Source organism: Streptomyces sp. NPDC037301 (assembly GCF_055602785.1).
In genome coordinates this window covers 1-17081 of record NZ_JBVJWD010000090.1, presented here as the reverse complement: position 1 = coordinate 17081, position 17081 = coordinate 1, and the positions used below count along the sequence as shown (strand labels likewise).

At 70.4% G+C, this 17081-nt stretch carries 15 protein-coding genes; 12 read left to right on the top strand and 3 right to left on the bottom strand.

Annotated features, from left to right (window positions below):
- Positions 1–258: 258 nt before the first annotated feature.
- Positions 259–657: a hypothetical protein gene (locus tag ACZ7IB_RS46705; RefSeq protein WP_470921295.1), complete on the top strand. Its 399-nt coding sequence runs from the start codon at positions 259–261 to the stop codon at positions 655–657.
- 475 nt (positions 658–1132) lie between these two features.
- Here the strand turns inward: ACZ7IB_RS46705 and ACZ7IB_RS46700 are convergent, their stop codons facing one another.
- Entirely contained in the window at positions 1133–1423 is a 291-nt protein-coding gene (locus tag ACZ7IB_RS46700; RefSeq protein WP_470921294.1) for a hypothetical protein, read from the bottom strand.
- Between the two features lie 40 nt (positions 1424–1463).
- On the opposite strand from ACZ7IB_RS46700, the gene ACZ7IB_RS46695 reads away from it, so the two are divergent.
- The 8 genes from ACZ7IB_RS46695 to ACZ7IB_RS46660 all read left to right on the top strand — a co-directional run bounded on the left by ACZ7IB_RS46695 (position 1464) and on the right by ACZ7IB_RS46660 (position 8774).
- Positions 1464–1898 carry a hypothetical protein gene (locus ACZ7IB_RS46695; protein ID WP_470921293.1) on the top strand — a complete coding sequence of 145 codons (435 nt, stop codon included), beginning with the start codon at positions 1464–1466 and terminating at the stop codon, positions 1896–1898.
- A 142-nt stretch (positions 1899–2040) separates the two neighbouring features.
- Positions 2041–2535 (top strand): hypothetical protein, encoded by a 495-nt coding sequence (locus ACZ7IB_RS46690; protein WP_470921292.1) that lies wholly within the window; start codon positions 2041–2043, stop codon positions 2533–2535.
- Positions 2536–3295: 760 nt separating this feature from the next.
- Entirely contained in the window at positions 3296–4393 is a 1098-nt protein-coding gene (locus ACZ7IB_RS46685; protein ID WP_470921291.1) for a DUF4192 domain-containing protein, read from the top strand.
- Positions 4394–5296: 903 nt separating this feature from the next.
- Complete coding sequence (locus ACZ7IB_RS46680) at positions 5297–5809, top strand: hypothetical protein (RefSeq protein WP_470921290.1); 513 nt, start codon at positions 5297–5299, stop codon at positions 5807–5809.
- A 208-nt stretch (positions 5810–6017) separates the two neighbouring features.
- Entirely contained in the window at positions 6018–6356 is a 339-nt protein-coding gene (locus ACZ7IB_RS46675; protein ID WP_470921289.1) for a hypothetical protein, read from the top strand.
- Positions 6357–6649: 293 nt separating this feature from the next.
- On the top strand, positions 6650–6964 hold the full coding sequence (locus ACZ7IB_RS46670) for a hypothetical protein (RefSeq protein WP_470921288.1): 315 nt from the start codon (positions 6650–6652) through the stop codon (positions 6962–6964).
- 259 nt (positions 6965–7223) lie between these two features.
- Complete coding sequence (locus tag ACZ7IB_RS46665; protein WP_470921286.1) at positions 7224–8117, top strand: hypothetical protein; 894 nt, start codon at positions 7224–7226, stop codon at positions 8115–8117.
- Between the two features lie 216 nt (positions 8118–8333).
- Positions 8334–8774, top strand: a complete 441-nt coding sequence (locus tag ACZ7IB_RS46660) for a hypothetical protein (RefSeq protein WP_470921284.1) — start codon at positions 8334–8336, stop codon at positions 8772–8774.
- A gap of 86 nt (positions 8775–8860) precedes the next feature.
- Here the strand turns inward: ACZ7IB_RS46660 and ACZ7IB_RS46655 are convergent, their stop codons facing one another.
- Positions 8861–9409, bottom strand: coding sequence for a hypothetical protein (locus tag ACZ7IB_RS46655; RefSeq protein ID WP_470921283.1), 549 nt, complete (start codon positions 9407–9409; stop codon positions 8861–8863).
- A gap of 431 nt (positions 9410–9840) precedes the next feature.
- Here ACZ7IB_RS46655 and mobF point away from each other — a divergent pair, with 431 nt between their 5' ends.
- The gene (mobF, locus tag ACZ7IB_RS46650) at positions 9841–14544 is read left to right on the top strand and encodes a MobF family relaxase (protein WP_470921281.1); all 4704 of its coding nucleotides are present in this window, start codon (positions 9841–9843) and stop codon (positions 14542–14544) included.
- 36 nt (positions 14545–14580) lie between these two features.
- On the top strand, positions 14581–14880 hold the full coding sequence (locus ACZ7IB_RS46645; RefSeq protein ID WP_470921280.1) for a hypothetical protein: 300 nt from the start codon (positions 14581–14583) through the stop codon (positions 14878–14880).
- 265 nt (positions 14881–15145) lie between these two features.
- Here the strand turns inward: ACZ7IB_RS46645 and ACZ7IB_RS46640 are convergent, their stop codons facing one another.
- Entirely contained in the window at positions 15146–16108 is a 963-nt protein-coding gene (locus tag ACZ7IB_RS46640; RefSeq protein ID WP_470921279.1) for a hypothetical protein, read from the bottom strand.
- Positions 16109–16579: 471 nt separating this feature from the next.
- On the opposite strand from ACZ7IB_RS46640, the gene ACZ7IB_RS46635 reads away from it, so the two are divergent.
- Positions 16580–17026, top strand: a complete 447-nt coding sequence (locus ACZ7IB_RS46635; protein ID WP_470921277.1) for an MFS transporter — start codon at positions 16580–16582, stop codon at positions 17024–17026.
- The last annotated feature ends 55 nt before the right edge of the window (positions 17027–17081 follow it).

The window sequence follows — 17081 nt, the reverse complement described above, 5'->3', positions numbered from 1 at the left end:
TCGCCTCGATCCGCACCACCAGCCGCCGGGCCGCGTACCGCATCCTCGCGACCCCCGACGACGAGAGGTGACCAAGAAACCGCCTCCGTGTGGGGCGGGCGACGTAAACCCGCCCCACACGGCCAACTACCCGACGCAGAGCAGACGCCGGAACACTCGAACCGAAGGAACTCTCAATGACACCCCAGAGCAAGTCGAGCTCGTCCCCTGTACTCGCAGTGGGTGACGACGTGTTCGTCTACGCCCGGCCCCGGGCTGGTGACCCGCCTCGTCGGCTGGGCGCACAGTTCCGCAGAGCTGCTCTTCGGCGATGCCGCACGACGACCTGTAGCCGTCTACCGTGACGAACAGGGACGACTGGACGTCGCTGCTACCTGCGTGGCCCTCCGCGCTGCCGAAGGCGCCTGGCACCTGGTTAGCCCCGAGGGTCGCATCGTCGGTGGCGGTCCACGCACGCACCTGCCGTCGTTGACGCGTAAGGAACTGGAAGCCATTCGCGACAGTGGGCAGTACGACTTTCAACGCGGGGCCATCGCCTGCCACGGGGTACCGCCCACTGCCCTTCATTCGCCCTGTCTCGGTTCCGAAGACGCGCCTTCCTTCGGAGGCTTCACCGTCGCCGGTGTGGGTTTCTACCACTGGGTCAATAACCCCTGATCCCCCCTCCGGCCCCCGCCAGAGCCCCCGCACCACCGCGCCGTTCCGTTCCGCGTTGTTCCTGGCGCAGGCCGCGCCCCCACCCCCCACCCCAGCCCGCAGGACCTGTGTCCCGGTCACCGGGCGAGCCCGAGCAACCGCCGGGCTTCTGCCGCCCGTTCACCAACCGTCCCGGGCTGCGGTGCCCGGCCCGGCGACCAGACGCACAGCACAGCGGGCAGACCCCCGGGAGCGGACCCGCCCCAGACGGCTGACCGCCGGTCAACAGACGCCCGGGCAACTGACCCCCGGGATGCCCGGGCGTCAGATTCCGGGGGTGGCGGCCTGGTGCCGCCGTCCGGCCCCGGCCCACCGCCTTCTTCGGGCTGGACCAGAACACCACCATCGCCAGCCCCCAGCCGCCAGCGCCCGGACTCCGTAGCCGGGGTGCAATGTTTTGCCTGGTCACAGCCCCACACAGCAGGCCGTCCGCCCTTTAGCTTTCTGGTCGTGCGGCAAAGGGGCGGAAGACGCCTACGAGCCCGAACCTCTTTGCCGTACCCGGCCCGCCAGCACGGCCGGAATTATCCACGCCCGCACGTACCAGGCCGCCGAACGGCCAGTGGGCATAGCCGACGTCCACGCCCTTGGCGGCCGCCGAGACCAAGCGCCCACCCCGCCCGCCGTACCCAGGCCCCGGCCAGGTGGCGGCCACACGGGCAGGCCCGACCTGGAAGAGGTCGGCCAGCGTGGTGACGACTCGCATCACCCCGACCAGCACCACCACTCGATACCCGATCCGATCCGATTACGGAATGGAGCCTCGCATGGGTTACGACTACAGCGTTCAGGGAACCGTCCAGGTGACCCCACCGATCGCTTTCCCCGCCCTTCTGGAGCTGACGCAAGGGCCGGATCTGCCGATCTTCTGCCTCGCCCCCAGCGTGAACCACCCGGACGCTGCTGGCCCGTGGGACGACATAGTGGGCGTGTGGGCCCTGATCCCGGAGGACGTTGCGCTCGACCAGGCCCGACCGGTCACCGTCAGCGCACTCGCGGTTTCGCACATCTCCAAGAGCACGGCGATTCACGAGCCGCTCGCCAGGTTCGTTCGGCTCTGCCTGGCGGCCGGTCACGAAGTCGTGAGCAAGCTGGAGTTCGACGGCGACGACGGCGAGCGCGGCGTCATCCAGGTGACAGAGAGCGGCGAAATCGAATGGGTCGAAACGTCGGCCCCAGGCCGGAAGCCCGAGCGCTGGTGAACACCCCTCCGCCCGGTCCGGCCAGCACGCCCGGCCGGACCGGGCGGAGGCCGGGCGCACGGACGCGTCCGAGCAACCGCCAGGCCATCCAACCGGCGCAGAGCAGACGCCGGAACACCCGAACGGAAGGATGAACACGCCAGTGCGCATCACCACATACAGCCGCGATGAGATTCGGACCGCCGTCAACGCAGGCGCCGACATGGCCGCCGACGCATCAGGCATCCCCTCGTACGACGACCGGTTCAGTTACGCCGTCACCGCCGCTCTGACCTTGCTGGGGAAGCCGGCCGCGACGTGGACCGACGTGATGATCAGCCACGCGCAGGACACCAACACCGCCACCGACGCGGACGCCACCGACGCGGACGCCACCAACACCGCCGCCGCCGACAGTGGCGCCGCCGACGCGGTGGCTGCCGACTCCCGGGCATTCACCCGTGACGAAGTGGCCACGGCCGTGAACGGCGGGATCGACCTTGCCGCCGCGATGACCGGGCGAGGCCACGCCGACGATCTCGACAACCTTCTGGTGAATGCCGTACTGACGCTGCTCGAAGACCCGCAGGCCGTGTTCGAGGACGTCACGGTTGCCTGCTACGGCGAGGCCCCCGACACCGTCAGGTCCTGGCTGTAGACCAACCACCCTTGGGGTGTGCTGTGCCGGGACGCACAGCCAGACCCGCGACTTTGCCGGGCGGACCTTCGGGGCGGACTTTCGGACGGTAGCCCAGGACCGCCGCCCCACCGCCCCCGCCCTCTCCCGCAGATCCGTGCCCCCGGTCGCCGGCCGGGGGCACAGACGTGTCCAAGTGACCGCCGGGCCTGTGCCGCCCGGTTCACCAACCGCCCCAGGGGCGCTCTGCGCCTGGACCCGCGACCAGACGCACGGCACAGCGCGCAGAGCCCCGGGCCCCAGGCAACAGACCCCCGGGCGGTAGGTCCCGCCCGGCTACCCCGGGGCGGTAACCCGGGGCCGTTTCCTGGCCCACCCCCTTCTTCGGGCTGGTCCGAAACACCGGCCACCGGAACACCTGGCCGTCGGCCACCGGCCGCCGGAACACCCAGCCACCGGCCACCGGAACACCCGGCCACCAACCGCCGCCGGAACACCAACCGCCGGATCACCGGCCGCCGGGCCACCGGGCCACCATCCACCACCGTCGTGACCGCCGCCCGTAACCGGGGTGTGGTGTTTTACCTGGTCACAGCCCCGCGTAATGGGCGGTCAGCGCTCTAACTTTCTGGTCGTGCGGCAAGGGCAGAAGACGCCTACGAGCCCTGCCCTTGCCGCACCCGACCCGACCCGCCGCCCCACACCCGGCCCGGTCGGACTGACCACCGGGCGAGGACCCCTCAACTCTTGCCCGACCCCGCGTAGCGAAGGGCCTACCACCATGTCTCAGCCGTCACCCATGCCGTCGCCCCAGCCGTCGTCGTTGCCGCCGATCACGCTCCGCAGCACCGCCGATCTCGTCGAACTCCTGCCCTACCTCTACGACGTTCAGCCCCGTAACAGCATCGTGCTATTCGGCCACCACACCGACCACACCGGGCGCGGCTACCTCGGAGCCGTCGTGCGTACCGATCTGCCCACCCCCCGAGAGAACTGGGCCACATACGCCCACGACACCGTCACCCAGTACATCCAAGCCCACCACCAGCGCGGGGAAGACCTGCCCAACCACGTCGTGATCTACATATGCGCCACCCCCAGCACCCACGAGAAAGCCCACCACACAGCCCACCGCTACGGCCTGCTCGCCGACCACTACCGGGCCGCACTCACCAGCCACCACATCCACGTTCCTGACGCACTGTGCATCTCAGACGGCCGCTACTGGTCCTACAAAGGACTCGACGCCCACCCCTCACTCGGCACCCCCCTCCCCACCGCCCCGGGCGCCGTCGCCGTCGCCGCCACCGTCGCCGGAATGACCCCCTCCCCGCGACCCGAGGCCATCGCCCAGACCCTCGCCCCACTGACCGGCCCCGCCGCCGAAACAGCCACCCACGCCCTCGACCACGCCGCCGACAACCTCAACACCCACGCCTCTTCACCGGATTTCGTTTCCTGCCTCCAGAAAGAGACCCAGACACTCATCACCCAGTCCCTCACCCAGCTGGAAGCAACCAGCACTCTCCCCGACGCGGACACCACCGCACGCATCACCCTCGGACTCCAGGACCGCCACACCCGCGACTGGGCCCTCATCTTCCCCTCAAATCCCACCGCCAACCGGCTGTGGCACCACCTCGTACGTCACTGCGTCACCCCCCACCAAGCCCTCACCCCACCCCTGCTCACCCTCTACGGATGGACGAGCTGGCTCGCAGGAGACACCGGCACAGCCCGCGTCACGCTCGACACCGCACTGGAACACGACAGCGACTACCAGATGGCGCAACTCCTGCGAGCCGCCCTCGCACACGGCATGAACCCGAAGGACATATTCGACCGCCTCACCACCGCCGTGAACACCCCAGCTTCGTAGCCCCACCCCACCCTCCTACCAGCTCGGCGCCCCGGCCACGTCACGTGACCGGGGGCGCAGCCATGCCCAGCCCAAACAACCCTGCCCCGCCCCAAGGTGGCCGTCCTGCCCGTACCCCGGCGGACTACACAGCCATCACCAACAGGAACAAGCAGCCCGACGACAGACAGCCCCGCAGCCCCCAACCCGAACGAGGAGGCCACCAACACACCGCCCGCCCCGCCCTGCCGCCCCCGGCTTCACCACCGACGCCCCCGGCCTCACTCCGCCGCCAGGCCACCCCCGGCTTCACCGCCCGCCCCCACCCTGCCGCCTCCCGGCTTCACCGCCGCCGCCCTGGCCGCCACCCCCAGCCTCACCGCCCCCACCACAGCCGGCAGGACCTGTATCCCGGTCGCCGGCCGAGCCCGGTACCTGTCTGAGCAACCGCCGGGCCTGTGCCGCCCGTTCACCAACCGTTCCGGGGCGTTCTGCGGCCCGGGCGCACAGCCAGACACGCCGCCCGCCCCGGGCCCCGGGGCGGGCAGCCGCCGCCCGGCCACTCCCCGGCGTCACCCCTGCCGCCACCTCCGGCTTCACTCCAACGCCCCGACCGCCACCTTCGGCGTCACCGCTGACACCCCCCGGCCGCCCCCGGCGTCACCGACGCCGCCCCGGCCGCCACCCCCGGCCTCACTGTTGCCCCCTGCCCAAGGCACCTGACCGGGGCCGCGTCTTCCCAGGTCAGGACCACACCCCGCCACCAAGTTGATCCCTAACGTTCACCCAGCCCGGAAAACCCCGCCACATGGCCCCGCATCAAGCGCCCTTCAGCCACCGCAGGCCGGAGGACCCCCGCTCCCGCCCCCGCCCCCGCCCCCGCTCCCGCCCGAGGGCACTCAACCAACAGCGAGGAACAACCCCATGCCAGACACCCATCAGACCCCCACCCCGCACCACCCCCTCCAAACCGCCACATGGACCACCCAAGTCGAACTCACACCAGGGCAATACACCGCATTCATACGACTCACCACACCGCATGAATGCCAGACCGAGACAACCCGCGCCCTCAGAACCGCACTCGATAACGCAACCTTCAAACGACGCACAAACCGGCACATAACCCAGCTGACCGACGAGACGATCGCGACCGCCGAATACGTACTCGCCATCAACGCGATCAAACCTTCCAAGGCAGCAACACTCCACCTCAACCGGTTCCGCCGCGTCCACGAAGACCAACTGACCCGCCACCAACTCCTGTCCGCCCAGCGAGAGGGAGCAACCATCCGAGAAAAACGCACACACAAACCAGCAACCTTCCGACCCCGCACCGAAGGCGACCCCGAACCCTGGGTCATCCAGGAACCCGACCTCCACCAGGAATTCCACCTCCCAAGCCAAGACTGCATAGCCACCCCGACCAACCACTAACCCACCGCCGCTGCTCCACCCCTCAGCCGGGCAGAGCAGCGGCACCCCCCTTCGTGCACCCCACCCGCCCAACCACGCGCCCACACCGCCGCGAGACGGCATGGAACACCCACCAGCGCACCCAACCCCGCCCCCGGCGGCCGTCCCGCCCGAGCACTCACGGCGCCCCCACCCGCGAACCATCCGCCACCACGACCAGGAGCACGCCATGACCGACAGCACCATCCCCACCCGAGAAGACCTCCTTGCCGAGCTCGCCCGACTCAAGGACGAGCTGAAGCAGGCCCAGGCGCTCGCCGACGGCGCCACCGAATACCGCATCCCCGTGCCAGAGGGCGGCGGCACGGACCTACTCGTCCGGCGCCAGGCACTCATCAACGGCACAGGGTGGGCCGTGAGCGTTCCTGGACACGGCGGCGGGCGGGCCTGGACGGCCGAAGGCTGGCAAGAGACCATCAGCGCCCTGACCGTCGACAGGCTTTTCTGCTGGCCCGACGCAGCCACCGCAGTCACAGAGGCACGGCGCGCACTCACCACCACCGCCTGACCGACCACTGCCCGAAGCCGCGAACATCCGGCGCGGGTGCTACCTCCCGAACTTCCGTCGAAACGCTGCTCTGCAACGTAAACAGAGCTACACCCAGCAGCACCCCCCCGACCCCACCCCGACCGCCTTCCCGCAGGTCACCGCACCACCCCACACCGCACACAGCCCGTAGCGTGCTTCAAGCCGGGCAACGGCACCCCACCCCCCTCCGCGCCGCTGCCCGGCACCCCCACCCCCACCGGCACAAGCCGCTCCGGCACCCTGCGACCCGACCAACAGAAAGAACCCTCACCATGGCCTCCGCCAAGTCCCGCCGCGCCTCCGCCAAGTCCCGCCGCGCCGCCGCCATCCTCCGCGCCCGCCGCCGCACACCCCGCCCCACCGAACGCGAATACGCCGTCGTCGGCCGCACAGAAGGCAGCACCTACAACGTGTGGAGCATCGAGCCCACACCAACCGACCCCGACACCAGAGAACAGTTCCTCGAAGAGCTCGGCCTCGACACGGAAGACCAGTGGGGCACGGTCAGCACCATCTACGCCACTAACCCCCAGGACGCCGGCGAACGCACCCGCCGCGAACAGGCCCGCATCGCCGGACTCGACTGACCAGAGCACGAACACCCCCACACCACCCCACACCCGTCCCGAACCAGCAAGCAGCGACAGACCCAGAACCTCCCGAACACCCCAGCCAGACCAGCAGCACACCCCAACCCAAGAGCCCCGGCACACCGCCGGGGCTCTTCCCGTATTCACGCAGGTCACAGCCCCAGACCAAGACCCCACCCACCCATAGATTCAGCGACCACCGAGGCCAACCACTCACACCAACCCCAGCCTCACCCCACCCACCCAGGAGACCCACATGCCCACCAACACCGGCATCACCACCGAAGACCTCCTCACCGCCGCAACCCCCGCCATCGTCGCCGTGATCGCCGACGCCGAAGACTTCGAGGCGATCCGCACCTACGACGCGTTCCCCTTCACCGACCACACCACCTACCTGACCCACATCGAAAACCTGCTGCGCGCCCACACCGCACGCGGCCAGCACACCATCGCCGTCCTCTTCGACCCCGAGAACTACGCGGACTACTGCACCGAGGGAAACATCGACCCCGCAGCACCGGCCAGCCAAGGCCGATACACCGCCCAAGAAGCCGCCACCGGCACCCACCTCACGTACCACGGCCAGGACATCGCCCACCTCACCAACGCACTCCACGCCCAGGCCGTTCAGGACGACTCCTACGAGTGCGCCAGGAGGATCCTCGATCTTGCCGACCTCGGCCCCTGCCCCGACTGCGGCGACAGCAGCGCCCGCACCAGCCACGCCCTAGAGAAGGCGACGCGACTGCTCATCGCGATCCTCGACCGGGCCGGAACAGGCACCCACATAGTCACAAGCTGCATCGACGCGTTCGGCGAGAAGCTCACCGCCTGCGTCAACGCCGAACAGAGCACCGTCGACACCCCCGTCCGCATCAACGAGCACGAAGCCTTGCAGGTGGTCACAATCCTCGCCGCAGGCATCGCCACACACACCACCGGCGGCGTAATCCTGCGCACCAGCACCCTCAACGCCCCCGACCGCGTGTCCGGATGGCGCCTGGAACACGGCAACCTGAACCCGCTCACCGCCGGTGACGTCTTCACCGCCTTCAGCACCGCACCCACAGACGAACCCCAGCCCGACACCGAATACCGCAACGGCTACGACCTCACCCCCGGCAGCGAGTGGCCCACCCACCACTGACACCAACCACGCTCAGACCCCAAGAGCCCCGGCCCGCCGCCGGGGCTCTTCCCGCATCCACCCCCAACCCTTCCCGCCCACCGCCACCTTCCGACCAACCCCATCCCGTCCTACGGGAGACCACGACCCCCACCCCCGCCAGCACTCCCACACCACACCCCAGCCGCCATACCGTCCCCACACCACCACACCACCACACGGGGGACACCGACAGCGATGACGCCGCACGAAACCACCATCGAAACGGCCTACGCCGCCGGCGTCACCAGAATCGCCAGCCTCGAACTCACCGAAGGCGAACCCGACGGCCAGACCATCGACTGGAGTCTCGGCCCGATCACCGCCATGAACCGCCGCCCCCGCCCCGGCGACAAAGACATCTACGAGATATGGCCCACCGGCCTCCACACCATCATCCGAGTCGAAGCAGGCACCCCCGTCCGCTTCACCCTCCTACCCGACACCACCCAGACACCACCCGCACAGCACCACCCCGCCACCCCCCACCCCCAGACAGCCACACCCCAGCAGACCCCCGCCGCACCCCCGACGACGACTCCCGCCCCACGCCCCCCAGCCCCCTGGCTCGCCCAGAACCCCCCCACCGACCACACCAACTACCCCCCACCGACCGGCCACCCCTACCCCCAGCCCTGACCCCGCCACCCCCACCACCAGGCCCTCCGCAAACACGCGGAGGGCCTTATCGCTGTCCGCCCCCGCAAACCGCCGCCCCGCCCCGGCTACACCGCACCCGCACCCGCCGCGCCCCGCCGCGCCCCGTCCGCCCCCGACACCTCCGCTCCACCCCCCAACACCCCGAACACGCCCGCGACAGGCATGCCCGCGACCGGCGCATCCGCCACCGCCCCACCCGGACCCGCAGCCGTCGCCGTCGTCTTCCTCGAACCCCGGTCCTCACGCCCCGCGGCGGCCTCCACCCGCGACGCCGTCTCATCCCGCAACTGACGCACCTCACCCACACCCAAACCCAGACGCTGCGCGATCCGGCCCGCCCCCTCACCCCGGGCCACCAGCAGCGCGACCACCGAAGCCCCCTGACGCCGCAGCCGCCCGCACTCGGCCTCAGCCGCCGCACGCAGCCCCGCGATCTGCTCCTCCAGCGCGGCCACCACGTCCGTCTCCAGCTCACGGGTCATCAGGAAGTCCGCCGCCATACCGGTCAGTTCCTGCTCGCGCTTGATCCGCTCAGCGTTCAAATCCAGCGCCCGCGTCAACGCCCTTTTACGCGCCGCGATTTCCTGAGCGGTCCGCTTCGGCTTCGTCGCCATGTGGTACCCCCTCCTGGTGGGAATGGCCGGTGCGGCCGGGTGGCCGGGCAGCCAGGCTGACCCGCGCGCCGTAAAACGGCCGGTAACCGGCCCTAACCGATCGGAGACTTCCCGCCCGGCGGGAGAGAGCACGCGCCGCGTACCCGAGCGGGGGAAACCCGGGTGCGGGGGAGGGGCGGGGGACAACGGCGGGGGCGGTGCTGTGCACAGGGGTGCTCGGGGAGCACCCCTGTGCACAGCGTCATCGCCCTGCAGGCGAGCCGGGAAATTCGGCGAAAGCTCTTGCTCTGTTCGGACGCTCTCGGCGGGTTCGCTGTTTTCCCGCCGTACGGGAGACAGCCTCACCTGCTCCCGCACGGCGGGAAGTCGGCAGGCTACGACCCCTTTGTGCTGTAGGGACGGGTCCTGGGGCGGCTGACACTGGCCGCCACATGACTGTCGATCAGCACAAAGTGAGCGCCGGCTGGGGGTACCTCTACTACGAGCGAACCGTCTCCTGCGGCGATCAGCCGCGCCCACGGGGCAAGAACCTGGCCCAGATGCAGGCCGACACGGGAACCCCACCGGGGGTGTGGATGGGCCGGGCATCGGCCGAACTGGGCGTATCCGGACAGGTCAGCGAGAAGCAGATGCACGCCCTGTTCGGGATGGGGCTGCACCCGGATGCGCACCGCAAGGCCGCAGAGCTCGTGGCCTCGGGCGCTTCGACGGCCGAGGCCCTGCGCGAAGTACGCCTGGGCTATGCCTTTCCCGCGTACAGCGACGGGCCGGGGCCGCTGGAACGCCGTATCGGCGAGGCGATCGAAGAGGCACAACGCCTGGCCGGCGATCAGGCCCTGGACGGGGCGGAGCGGGTACGGATCCGGATGCGGGTGGCGGCCCGCGCCTTCCGGGAGGACTACGGCCGCGGGCCGGCCGACGGGGAAGAACTCGGCCGCTACCTGGCCGCCAAGAGCCGCGACACACGCCAGCCGGTGGCCGGCCACGACCTGGTGTTCCGGCCCGTGAAGTCGATCCAGGCGCTGTGGGCGCTGGCCGACGAACAGACCCGCCTCATCATCGAGGCAGCACACGAGCAGGCAATCGCCGAGACCCTGACATGGCTTGAGGACAACGCCCTGGCCGTGCGTACCGGCGCCGGAAGCGTGGCCCAGGAGGATGCCCGGCCCGGCCTGATCGCAGCCCGGTACCGGCACTTCGACAACCGCCACGGGCTCCCTCTTCTTCATGATCACGTCGTCGTCGCCAGCAAGATCCAGGGGCTCGACGGGAAGTGGCGCAGCATCGACGGACGCCTGTGGTACCGGCAGATCGTCACCGCCTCCGAGCGCTACAACCGCCGCGTCCTGGAAGAGGTCTGTACCCGCCTGCAGGTCAGCGCCCGCCCGGTGACACCGACTCCGGGCAGACGCCCGGTACTGGAGATCGCCGGTGTACCGCTGGAGCTGATCCGGTCGATGTCCTCACGGGATGCGGACATCCGGGCCCGCTTCGAGGAACTGCTCGCCGACTTCGAACTGCGCACGAGCCGCAGCGCGCACGAAGCGCAGCGCATGACACTGCTGGCCAGGGCGGCACGGGAGACGAGGCCCTCCAAGAAACGGGCACGCCCCCTCGCGTGGCTGCGCGGAAAGTGGCGCGAGCACGCCGTCGACCTGGTCGGTGTCGAAGCCGTCGACCATCTCCTCCAGCGCGCCCAGGAGCACGCCGCACCGAACCCGGTGACCGAGGTCGACGTCGAGCAGGAAGCGGCCGCCGTCATCGCCACGGTGGGGGAGCACCGGGCCGTCTTCGGCCGCCGGCATGTGGCAGCCGAGTCCGAGCGGCACCTGGCCCGGCTGCTCGCCGGGGCCCGGGCCCCGGCCCACCTGGCCGAGACACTCACCCACCGTGCTCTGACGCTGTGCCTGGACCTGACCCCGCCCGACTTCCACTCCCCGCACCCTCAACTGCTGCGCGCCGACGGCACCAGCATCTACCGGCAAAGACACTCACAGACCTACACCACCTCAGCGGTGCTGGCCGCCGAGGACGCGCTGCTGGCAGCGGCCCGCACCCCGGTGATCCCGGCCGTGGCCGCGGCGGACTTCGATGCCGTGGCCGACGCGCACGACCGGCACTCCAAGTACCCGCTGGACCCGGGACAACGCGCCCTGGCCAAGGCGTTCGCGTGCGGCGAGCGCCTGCTGATTGCCGGGATCGGCCCGGCCGGATCCGGCAAGACCACCGCCCTCAAAGCCGTCGCCCAGGCGGTGAAAGCCTCCGGCTCCCACCTGGTCGCCCTCGCACCGTCCCGCCGCGCCGCGAAGGTCCTCTCCAAGGACCTGGGCACCGCACACACCCTGCACGGGTGGAGCGACATGCGGGACAAGGCGACCAACGGCGAACAGGTCCCGCCCGCCTACCAGCTGCAACCCGGCGACGTGGTCGTCGTCGACGAAGCCGGCATGGCAGGCACCGTCCTGTTGCAGCGGGTCCTTAACGATGCGCGGGCCGCCGGGGCCCACGTACGACTGCTCGGCGACCCCGCCCAGCTGGCCGCCATCGAAGCCGGCGGGGTCCTCAGACTGGTGGCCCGCGAGGTGGGCGCGGTGGAACTCGCCATGCTGCACCGCTTCACCACCGACGGTGAAGCCGACGCCACGCTCGCGCTGCGCGACGGGCCCGTCGAGGACGCCTTCGCCTGGTATCTGGAGCGCCGAAGGCTGCTGGGCGGAGACCGCGAGGCGATGCTCCACGCCGTGTTCGCCGCCTGGCAGCACGACGTCGAAAAAGGCCGCAGTTCGCTGATGACGGCCGAGGAAACCGACACCGTCACCGCGCTCAACCAGCGGGCCCAGGCATGGCTCGCGACATCCGGCCGCCTGGACACCCGCCAGGGCCGGCCCCTGCGCGACGGTCTCGCAGCACACGTCGGCGACCTCGTCGTCACCCGCGAAAACGCCCGCCACCTGCTGACCCGCGGCACCAGGGACTTCGTGAAGAACGGCGATGTCTGGGTCGTCACCGAGCTCCTGGACAACGGGGACGTCCTGGTCCGGCACACCGAACACCACGGACGCGTCCGCCTGCCCGCCGCGTACGCGGATGCCTTCCTCGAGCTCGGATACGCCTCCACCGTCCACCGCGCCCAGGGCATCACCGTACAGACCTCGCACGGACTGGCCAGTGCCCGCACCAGCCGGGAGAGCGCCTACGTCCAGCTCTCCCGCGGCGAGCGCACCAACCGCCTGTACCTGGAGTGCGAGGCCGGGGTATCGGTGGCCGAGACAGTGCAGAAGATCGCGGGAAATTCGCGTGCCTCGCGCTCGGCGACCGAGACGATCCGCGACCTGCAGGAAGCGGCGACCGCCCCCCACCGGCTCGCCCTGGAACTCGCCGACGTCACCCACCGGGCCTGGGCCCAGGTACTGGAGACATCCGTACGCCGAGCGGGCGGCGACACGGGCAAGATGTTCGTCGAGGCCGACGGCTGGCCCATACTCATACGGTCCCTGAAGCCGGCCGTGGCGCGCGGCTGGGACCCCGTCCGGCTGATCAATACCGTCCTGCCGCAGCGCGGACTCACCGACGCCGACGACGTAGCTGTCGTCCTGGCCTGGCGCATCGACCGCTACCTGGAGCGGGCCGCAGACAAAGGCGCACACGCACACCGCACCACGACCTCGCGGCCGCTCGCGGACCTGTCCGACGAGCAGCTGAAGAATTTCAAGGCCCAGGCCGCTGCTCACCGGAAGCGAGCCCTCGACGAAGTGGCCGCCGCGGACGCCGCGGTGGCATCCCAGCCCGCCGTGGTGATACTCGACGGCCTGCCCCATCCCGCCTGGCCGAACCGGCCCTACGGCGCAGCCACCTACGCAGACCTCGCCCACCACCTGGCCCGCGCCCGCACCGAATCCGCCCTCGTGCGCACCCCGGCCCAGGCCCGCGACGCCGCCGCCACCCACGCCGCACTGCACGACGAAATAGCCCTCCGCCGGGCCATGCCGTGGCGCCTGCGCACCCGTGAGGACTGGCAGCGCGAGCACAGCCCCCTCGCCCCGCACACCGCCCGTCAGAGCGCCGAGGAGACCCGGGCCGAGCTGACCGGAAACCGGGTACGCGCCGAACAGGCACGGGCAGCCCTCGCCCGCGCGGACGTCATCGCCGCCCGTATCGACGCCGAACTACGCCTGCGCACCTGGCTGCCCGACCGCCCACCCACACCGGTCGACGACACCGGCCCGCTGCCCGACTGGCTCGCCGAGACATCCGTGCTGTCCGAACCCCTGCTGGATCCCTCCTGGCGTACGCAGCTGACCGAACGCCACCGCATGCTCGCCACCGCGCTCGCCCACCGCGGCACCGCACTGACCACCACTGCGCCGACCTGGACCAGGCCCCTTGGCCCGGTTCCCGAACCCGACCACCGGCTCCGTCCCCACTGGGGCCACACCGCCGCCCTCACCGAGGCATGGCGCACACAGCACAAGATCCCCGGCAGCGTCGAAGGCATCGGTAAACGCCCCGACAAGCCCAGAGACGCGGCCGCCTGGGACGAACTGAACGCCCGCATCCGCGCCCTGTCCCGACGCACCCACGCCACCGCACAGGCCCACCTGCGCGGCGACGACCCGCACACCTTCGTCCTCGCCGCGCACCGCCGCCTCGACACTGCCGCCGCCCACCGGCCACCACCCCATCAGCCCGTGCCGATCAATCCCCTGGGCGTGGCCCCGCTCGCCTGGGAGACCGTTGCCGCCCATGAGGCTGCCGCCGCCCTGAGCGAGCTGATGACCACCGGACAGGCCTCTGAGGCATGGATGGACCACATCCCCGCACCCGACCCCGACGACGAGGACCAGCAACAGCTGTGGACCCGACTGACCCACCACGTCATCGGATGGCGCAAGCGCCGCCACCGCGCCGGAACCGACCCACTGGGCCCCCGCCCCCACGACGCCGCCGCCACCGAATGGGACCACCTCACCCAAGCCCTCAACCACTACCGGCACGCCCGCATCACCCACCGCCTGGCCAGCCTCGAACAGCGGCGCCACCAGATGACCCAACCCGCAGGCACACCCGGACCCCACCCCCACCAGGACCCCGGACCAAACCCCAGAACCCAGCCCACAACGCCCCGCAGCCCCTGAGAAGAAAACCGACCGCGAGAAGGAGACCGGTCACAGATGATCCGCCTCAACTGCCCCGCATGCGCCTCCTCGCGCACCCTGACGACCATCGACATCCCCACCGGCGACCGTGACCGGATGTGCGCCACATGCGGCCACCACTGGTACCCCGCACCCCTTCACCCGGGCCTGCCCACCTGCTGCGCCCAGACAGTCCAAAGCCGCCCCCGCTCCTCAATTCCCGGCAGCATCCTCCACTGCACTCTCTGCCACCGCACCCTGGTCCTGCGCGGCCACTGGAGAATCAGAGAAGAAGACCCGGACACCCCCCGGACTCACGGCACCACCGCCGCATAGCCTGCGCACCGCGCAGCCGCGCCACCTCCCCTCGTCGCTGATGCTTCGGTCCTCACAGATCGTTCGCATCGCCGGGCGCCGGCAACGGGGAACCGTGAGTGGCGGGCAGTCAGTTCTCGTACGTCTCGCCCGACACGATCACCCGCACCAAGCAGGCAATCACACCCGCCGAGCCCCGGCGGTCGGCGCCGGGCAGCGAGCGAGGCGACCGTCCTTCGCCTTCTGGAGCAACTGGCACCAAACGCCGCAGACACCCTCGTGCGCATCAACGACAACCAGGCCGTATCGACGGGTGCGCGCCATGTTCCGGATGCGGTGGGGGAACTGTGCTGCGGCGGGCAGCGGGGCGGACCGCGGCCATACGCGCCTTGCTGGAGGCCTCAATCGCTGCGGCACGGTCCTGCAGAGCACGCGGGCCGACGGTCCGGTCCTGTATGGCCTGGTGCGCCAGCCGATGACGGGCAGGAGCGGCGATGCGGTCACCGGGCAGAAGGATGGCCTGGTCAAGACGGCGTACGACACAAGCGTTTGCCCTCTGGGCCCGCAGCCCGTTCATGTGATCGTCGGTGAAGGCATCGGCGACCAGCTCACTGAGTTCTGCGCCCCGCTCACCGCTGGAGCCGTGGTCGACCAGGGTCAGGGTGTACCCGCCGAGCGCGTTTCCCACCTCAGCGGAGGTGGGCCGGTGGCCCAGGCTCAGGGCAAGCACGGTACCGATCTCCGTCTTGAGAGCGTCGGGATGACCAGGGACGGTGTCCGCGCGTTGCCAGCCCGGCACAGCGAGCCCGAGATCGACGAAGTGCCCGAACTCGTGAACCGCCGTTCCCATCGGCGTGGCCGCGGCCGGCAGACGCCACCCGGTCGCAACGTTGCCGGCCAGGCGGTCGAGATAGGGGCGGCGTGCCCCGGCAGCCAGCAGACCCTGATCAAGGATCAGAACCCCCGTATCAACGAGGGACTCGGCGTAGGTGTGGGAGTCGCACTGCCCGGTGAAGACCATCTCGATAGGAGTGCCCGGGTAGCGTTCAGCGCAGTCCAGCAGCCCCTGGGACCACTCACGCAGTGTCTCGGCGCTGGAGTTGTCACCCTGGACCCCGACGTGCACCTGGTGCCCGAGCCGCTCCGAGAGTTCCCCGGCCAGGGCGCGGGCGAGGGACGGGATGGTGGAGGCATCTCGCAGGCTGGCGACGGTGATGGCATGGGGATCACGGGGCAGCGGTGAAGTCATGAGCCGCGCGGTACCTGCGCCGCCGTGGCCCGAGGCGAGCTCCGTTTCGACATACCTGGCTCCTGACGGTTCTCACACCGGTGAACAGCTCTCACCCTCCGCAGGTCCCGCTCAGTTGGCCGACGCTTGACCTGGACCCGCAGCAGCCCTCCCGTCATCCGGAACCCGGTGGTGGCCACTCCCGAGGCATGGGAAATACGCCCGCTCGCCCCAGCCCTCTTCAGCCCCGGCTGCCGGATGCCGCCCCGTCCCCCGCCTGCACCGCAACAACAGCGTCCCAAAAGTCCGCCGTCCGGGATCTCCCATGACTGCCGCCCGCCGGGCGGCACCCGGCGACACCAGACGCCGGAGGCGGTGGATGACGCCAGCCTTCCCCTCTTCAATCGCGCGAGCACCCCCTCTCCGACGGCTGCCGGGCTGCGGCTATCACGGCCGCTGCCCCGTAACCACCCAACGAAGGAGCGTCATCAGGTGCCCGACACCGATGCCCGATCCGCCCCCAGACCGCCCGCCGCCCGCCTGCCCGGCATGTACTGGCTCCTCGTCGGCGGGTTCGCGTTCGCCCGCAGCGGCGCCGTAGTCATCCCGTTCCTGTCCCTGTACCTGGTTGCCCACCTGCACCACAGCCCCAGCGAGGCCGCGCACGTGAGCGCGGCCTTCGGCGCGGGCTGGCTGACCGGCCCGCTCATCGCCGGAATGCTGACCGACCGCATCGGACGTCGCGCCACCCTGCAGATTGCCCTGCTCAGCACCGCCGGTGCCTGCCTCGTCCTCAGCCAGGCCCGCAGCCTCACCGCCCTGGCAGCCGCCGCATTCGCCGTCGGATTCTTCTTCGACGCGCCCCGCCCCGCAGTCACCGCACTCATCACCGACATGCTTGTAGGTTCTCGTCGCTCATGTCCTACGGCGAGACTGTGACCTGTGGCTTCTTGCGGTGTCTCACGCCGTGGCCAGCCGCTCGTTCTCACGGCTG

Excerpts from the sequence above, each read along its gene's own strand:
- mobF (WP_470921281.1), top strand. The coding sequence starts at position 9,841 with ATGACTGTCGATCAGCACAAAGTGAGCGCCGGCTGGGGGTACCTCTAC.
- ACZ7IB_RS46655 (WP_470921283.1), bottom strand. The coding sequence starts at position 9,409 with ATGGCGACGAAGCCGAAGCGGACCGCTCAGGAAATCGCGGCGCGTAAA.
- ACZ7IB_RS46685 (WP_470921291.1), top strand. The coding sequence starts at position 3,296 with ATGTCTCAGCCGTCACCCATGCCGTCGCCCCAGCCGTCGTCGTTGCCG.
- ACZ7IB_RS46665 (WP_470921286.1), top strand. The coding sequence starts at position 7,224 with ATGCCCACCAACACCGGCATCACCACCGAAGACCTCCTCACCGCCGCA.
- ACZ7IB_RS46680 (WP_470921290.1), top strand. The coding sequence starts at position 5,297 with ATGCCAGACACCCATCAGACCCCCACCCCGCACCACCCCCTCCAAACC.
- ACZ7IB_RS46670 (WP_470921288.1), top strand. The coding sequence starts at position 6,650 with ATGGCCTCCGCCAAGTCCCGCCGCGCCTCCGCCAAGTCCCGCCGCGCC.
- ACZ7IB_RS46695 (WP_470921293.1), top strand. The coding sequence starts at position 1,464 with ATGGGTTACGACTACAGCGTTCAGGGAACCGTCCAGGTGACCCCACCG.
- ACZ7IB_RS46660 (WP_470921284.1), top strand. The coding sequence starts at position 8,334 with ATGACGCCGCACGAAACCACCATCGAAACGGCCTACGCCGCCGGCGTC.
- ACZ7IB_RS46640 (WP_470921279.1), bottom strand. The coding sequence starts at position 16,108 with ATGACTTCACCGCTGCCCCGTGATCCCCATGCCATCACCGTCGCCAGC.
- ACZ7IB_RS46675 (WP_470921289.1), top strand. The coding sequence starts at position 6,018 with ATGACCGACAGCACCATCCCCACCCGAGAAGACCTCCTTGCCGAGCTC.
- ACZ7IB_RS46645 (WP_470921280.1), top strand. The coding sequence starts at position 14,581 with ATGATCCGCCTCAACTGCCCCGCATGCGCCTCCTCGCGCACCCTGACG.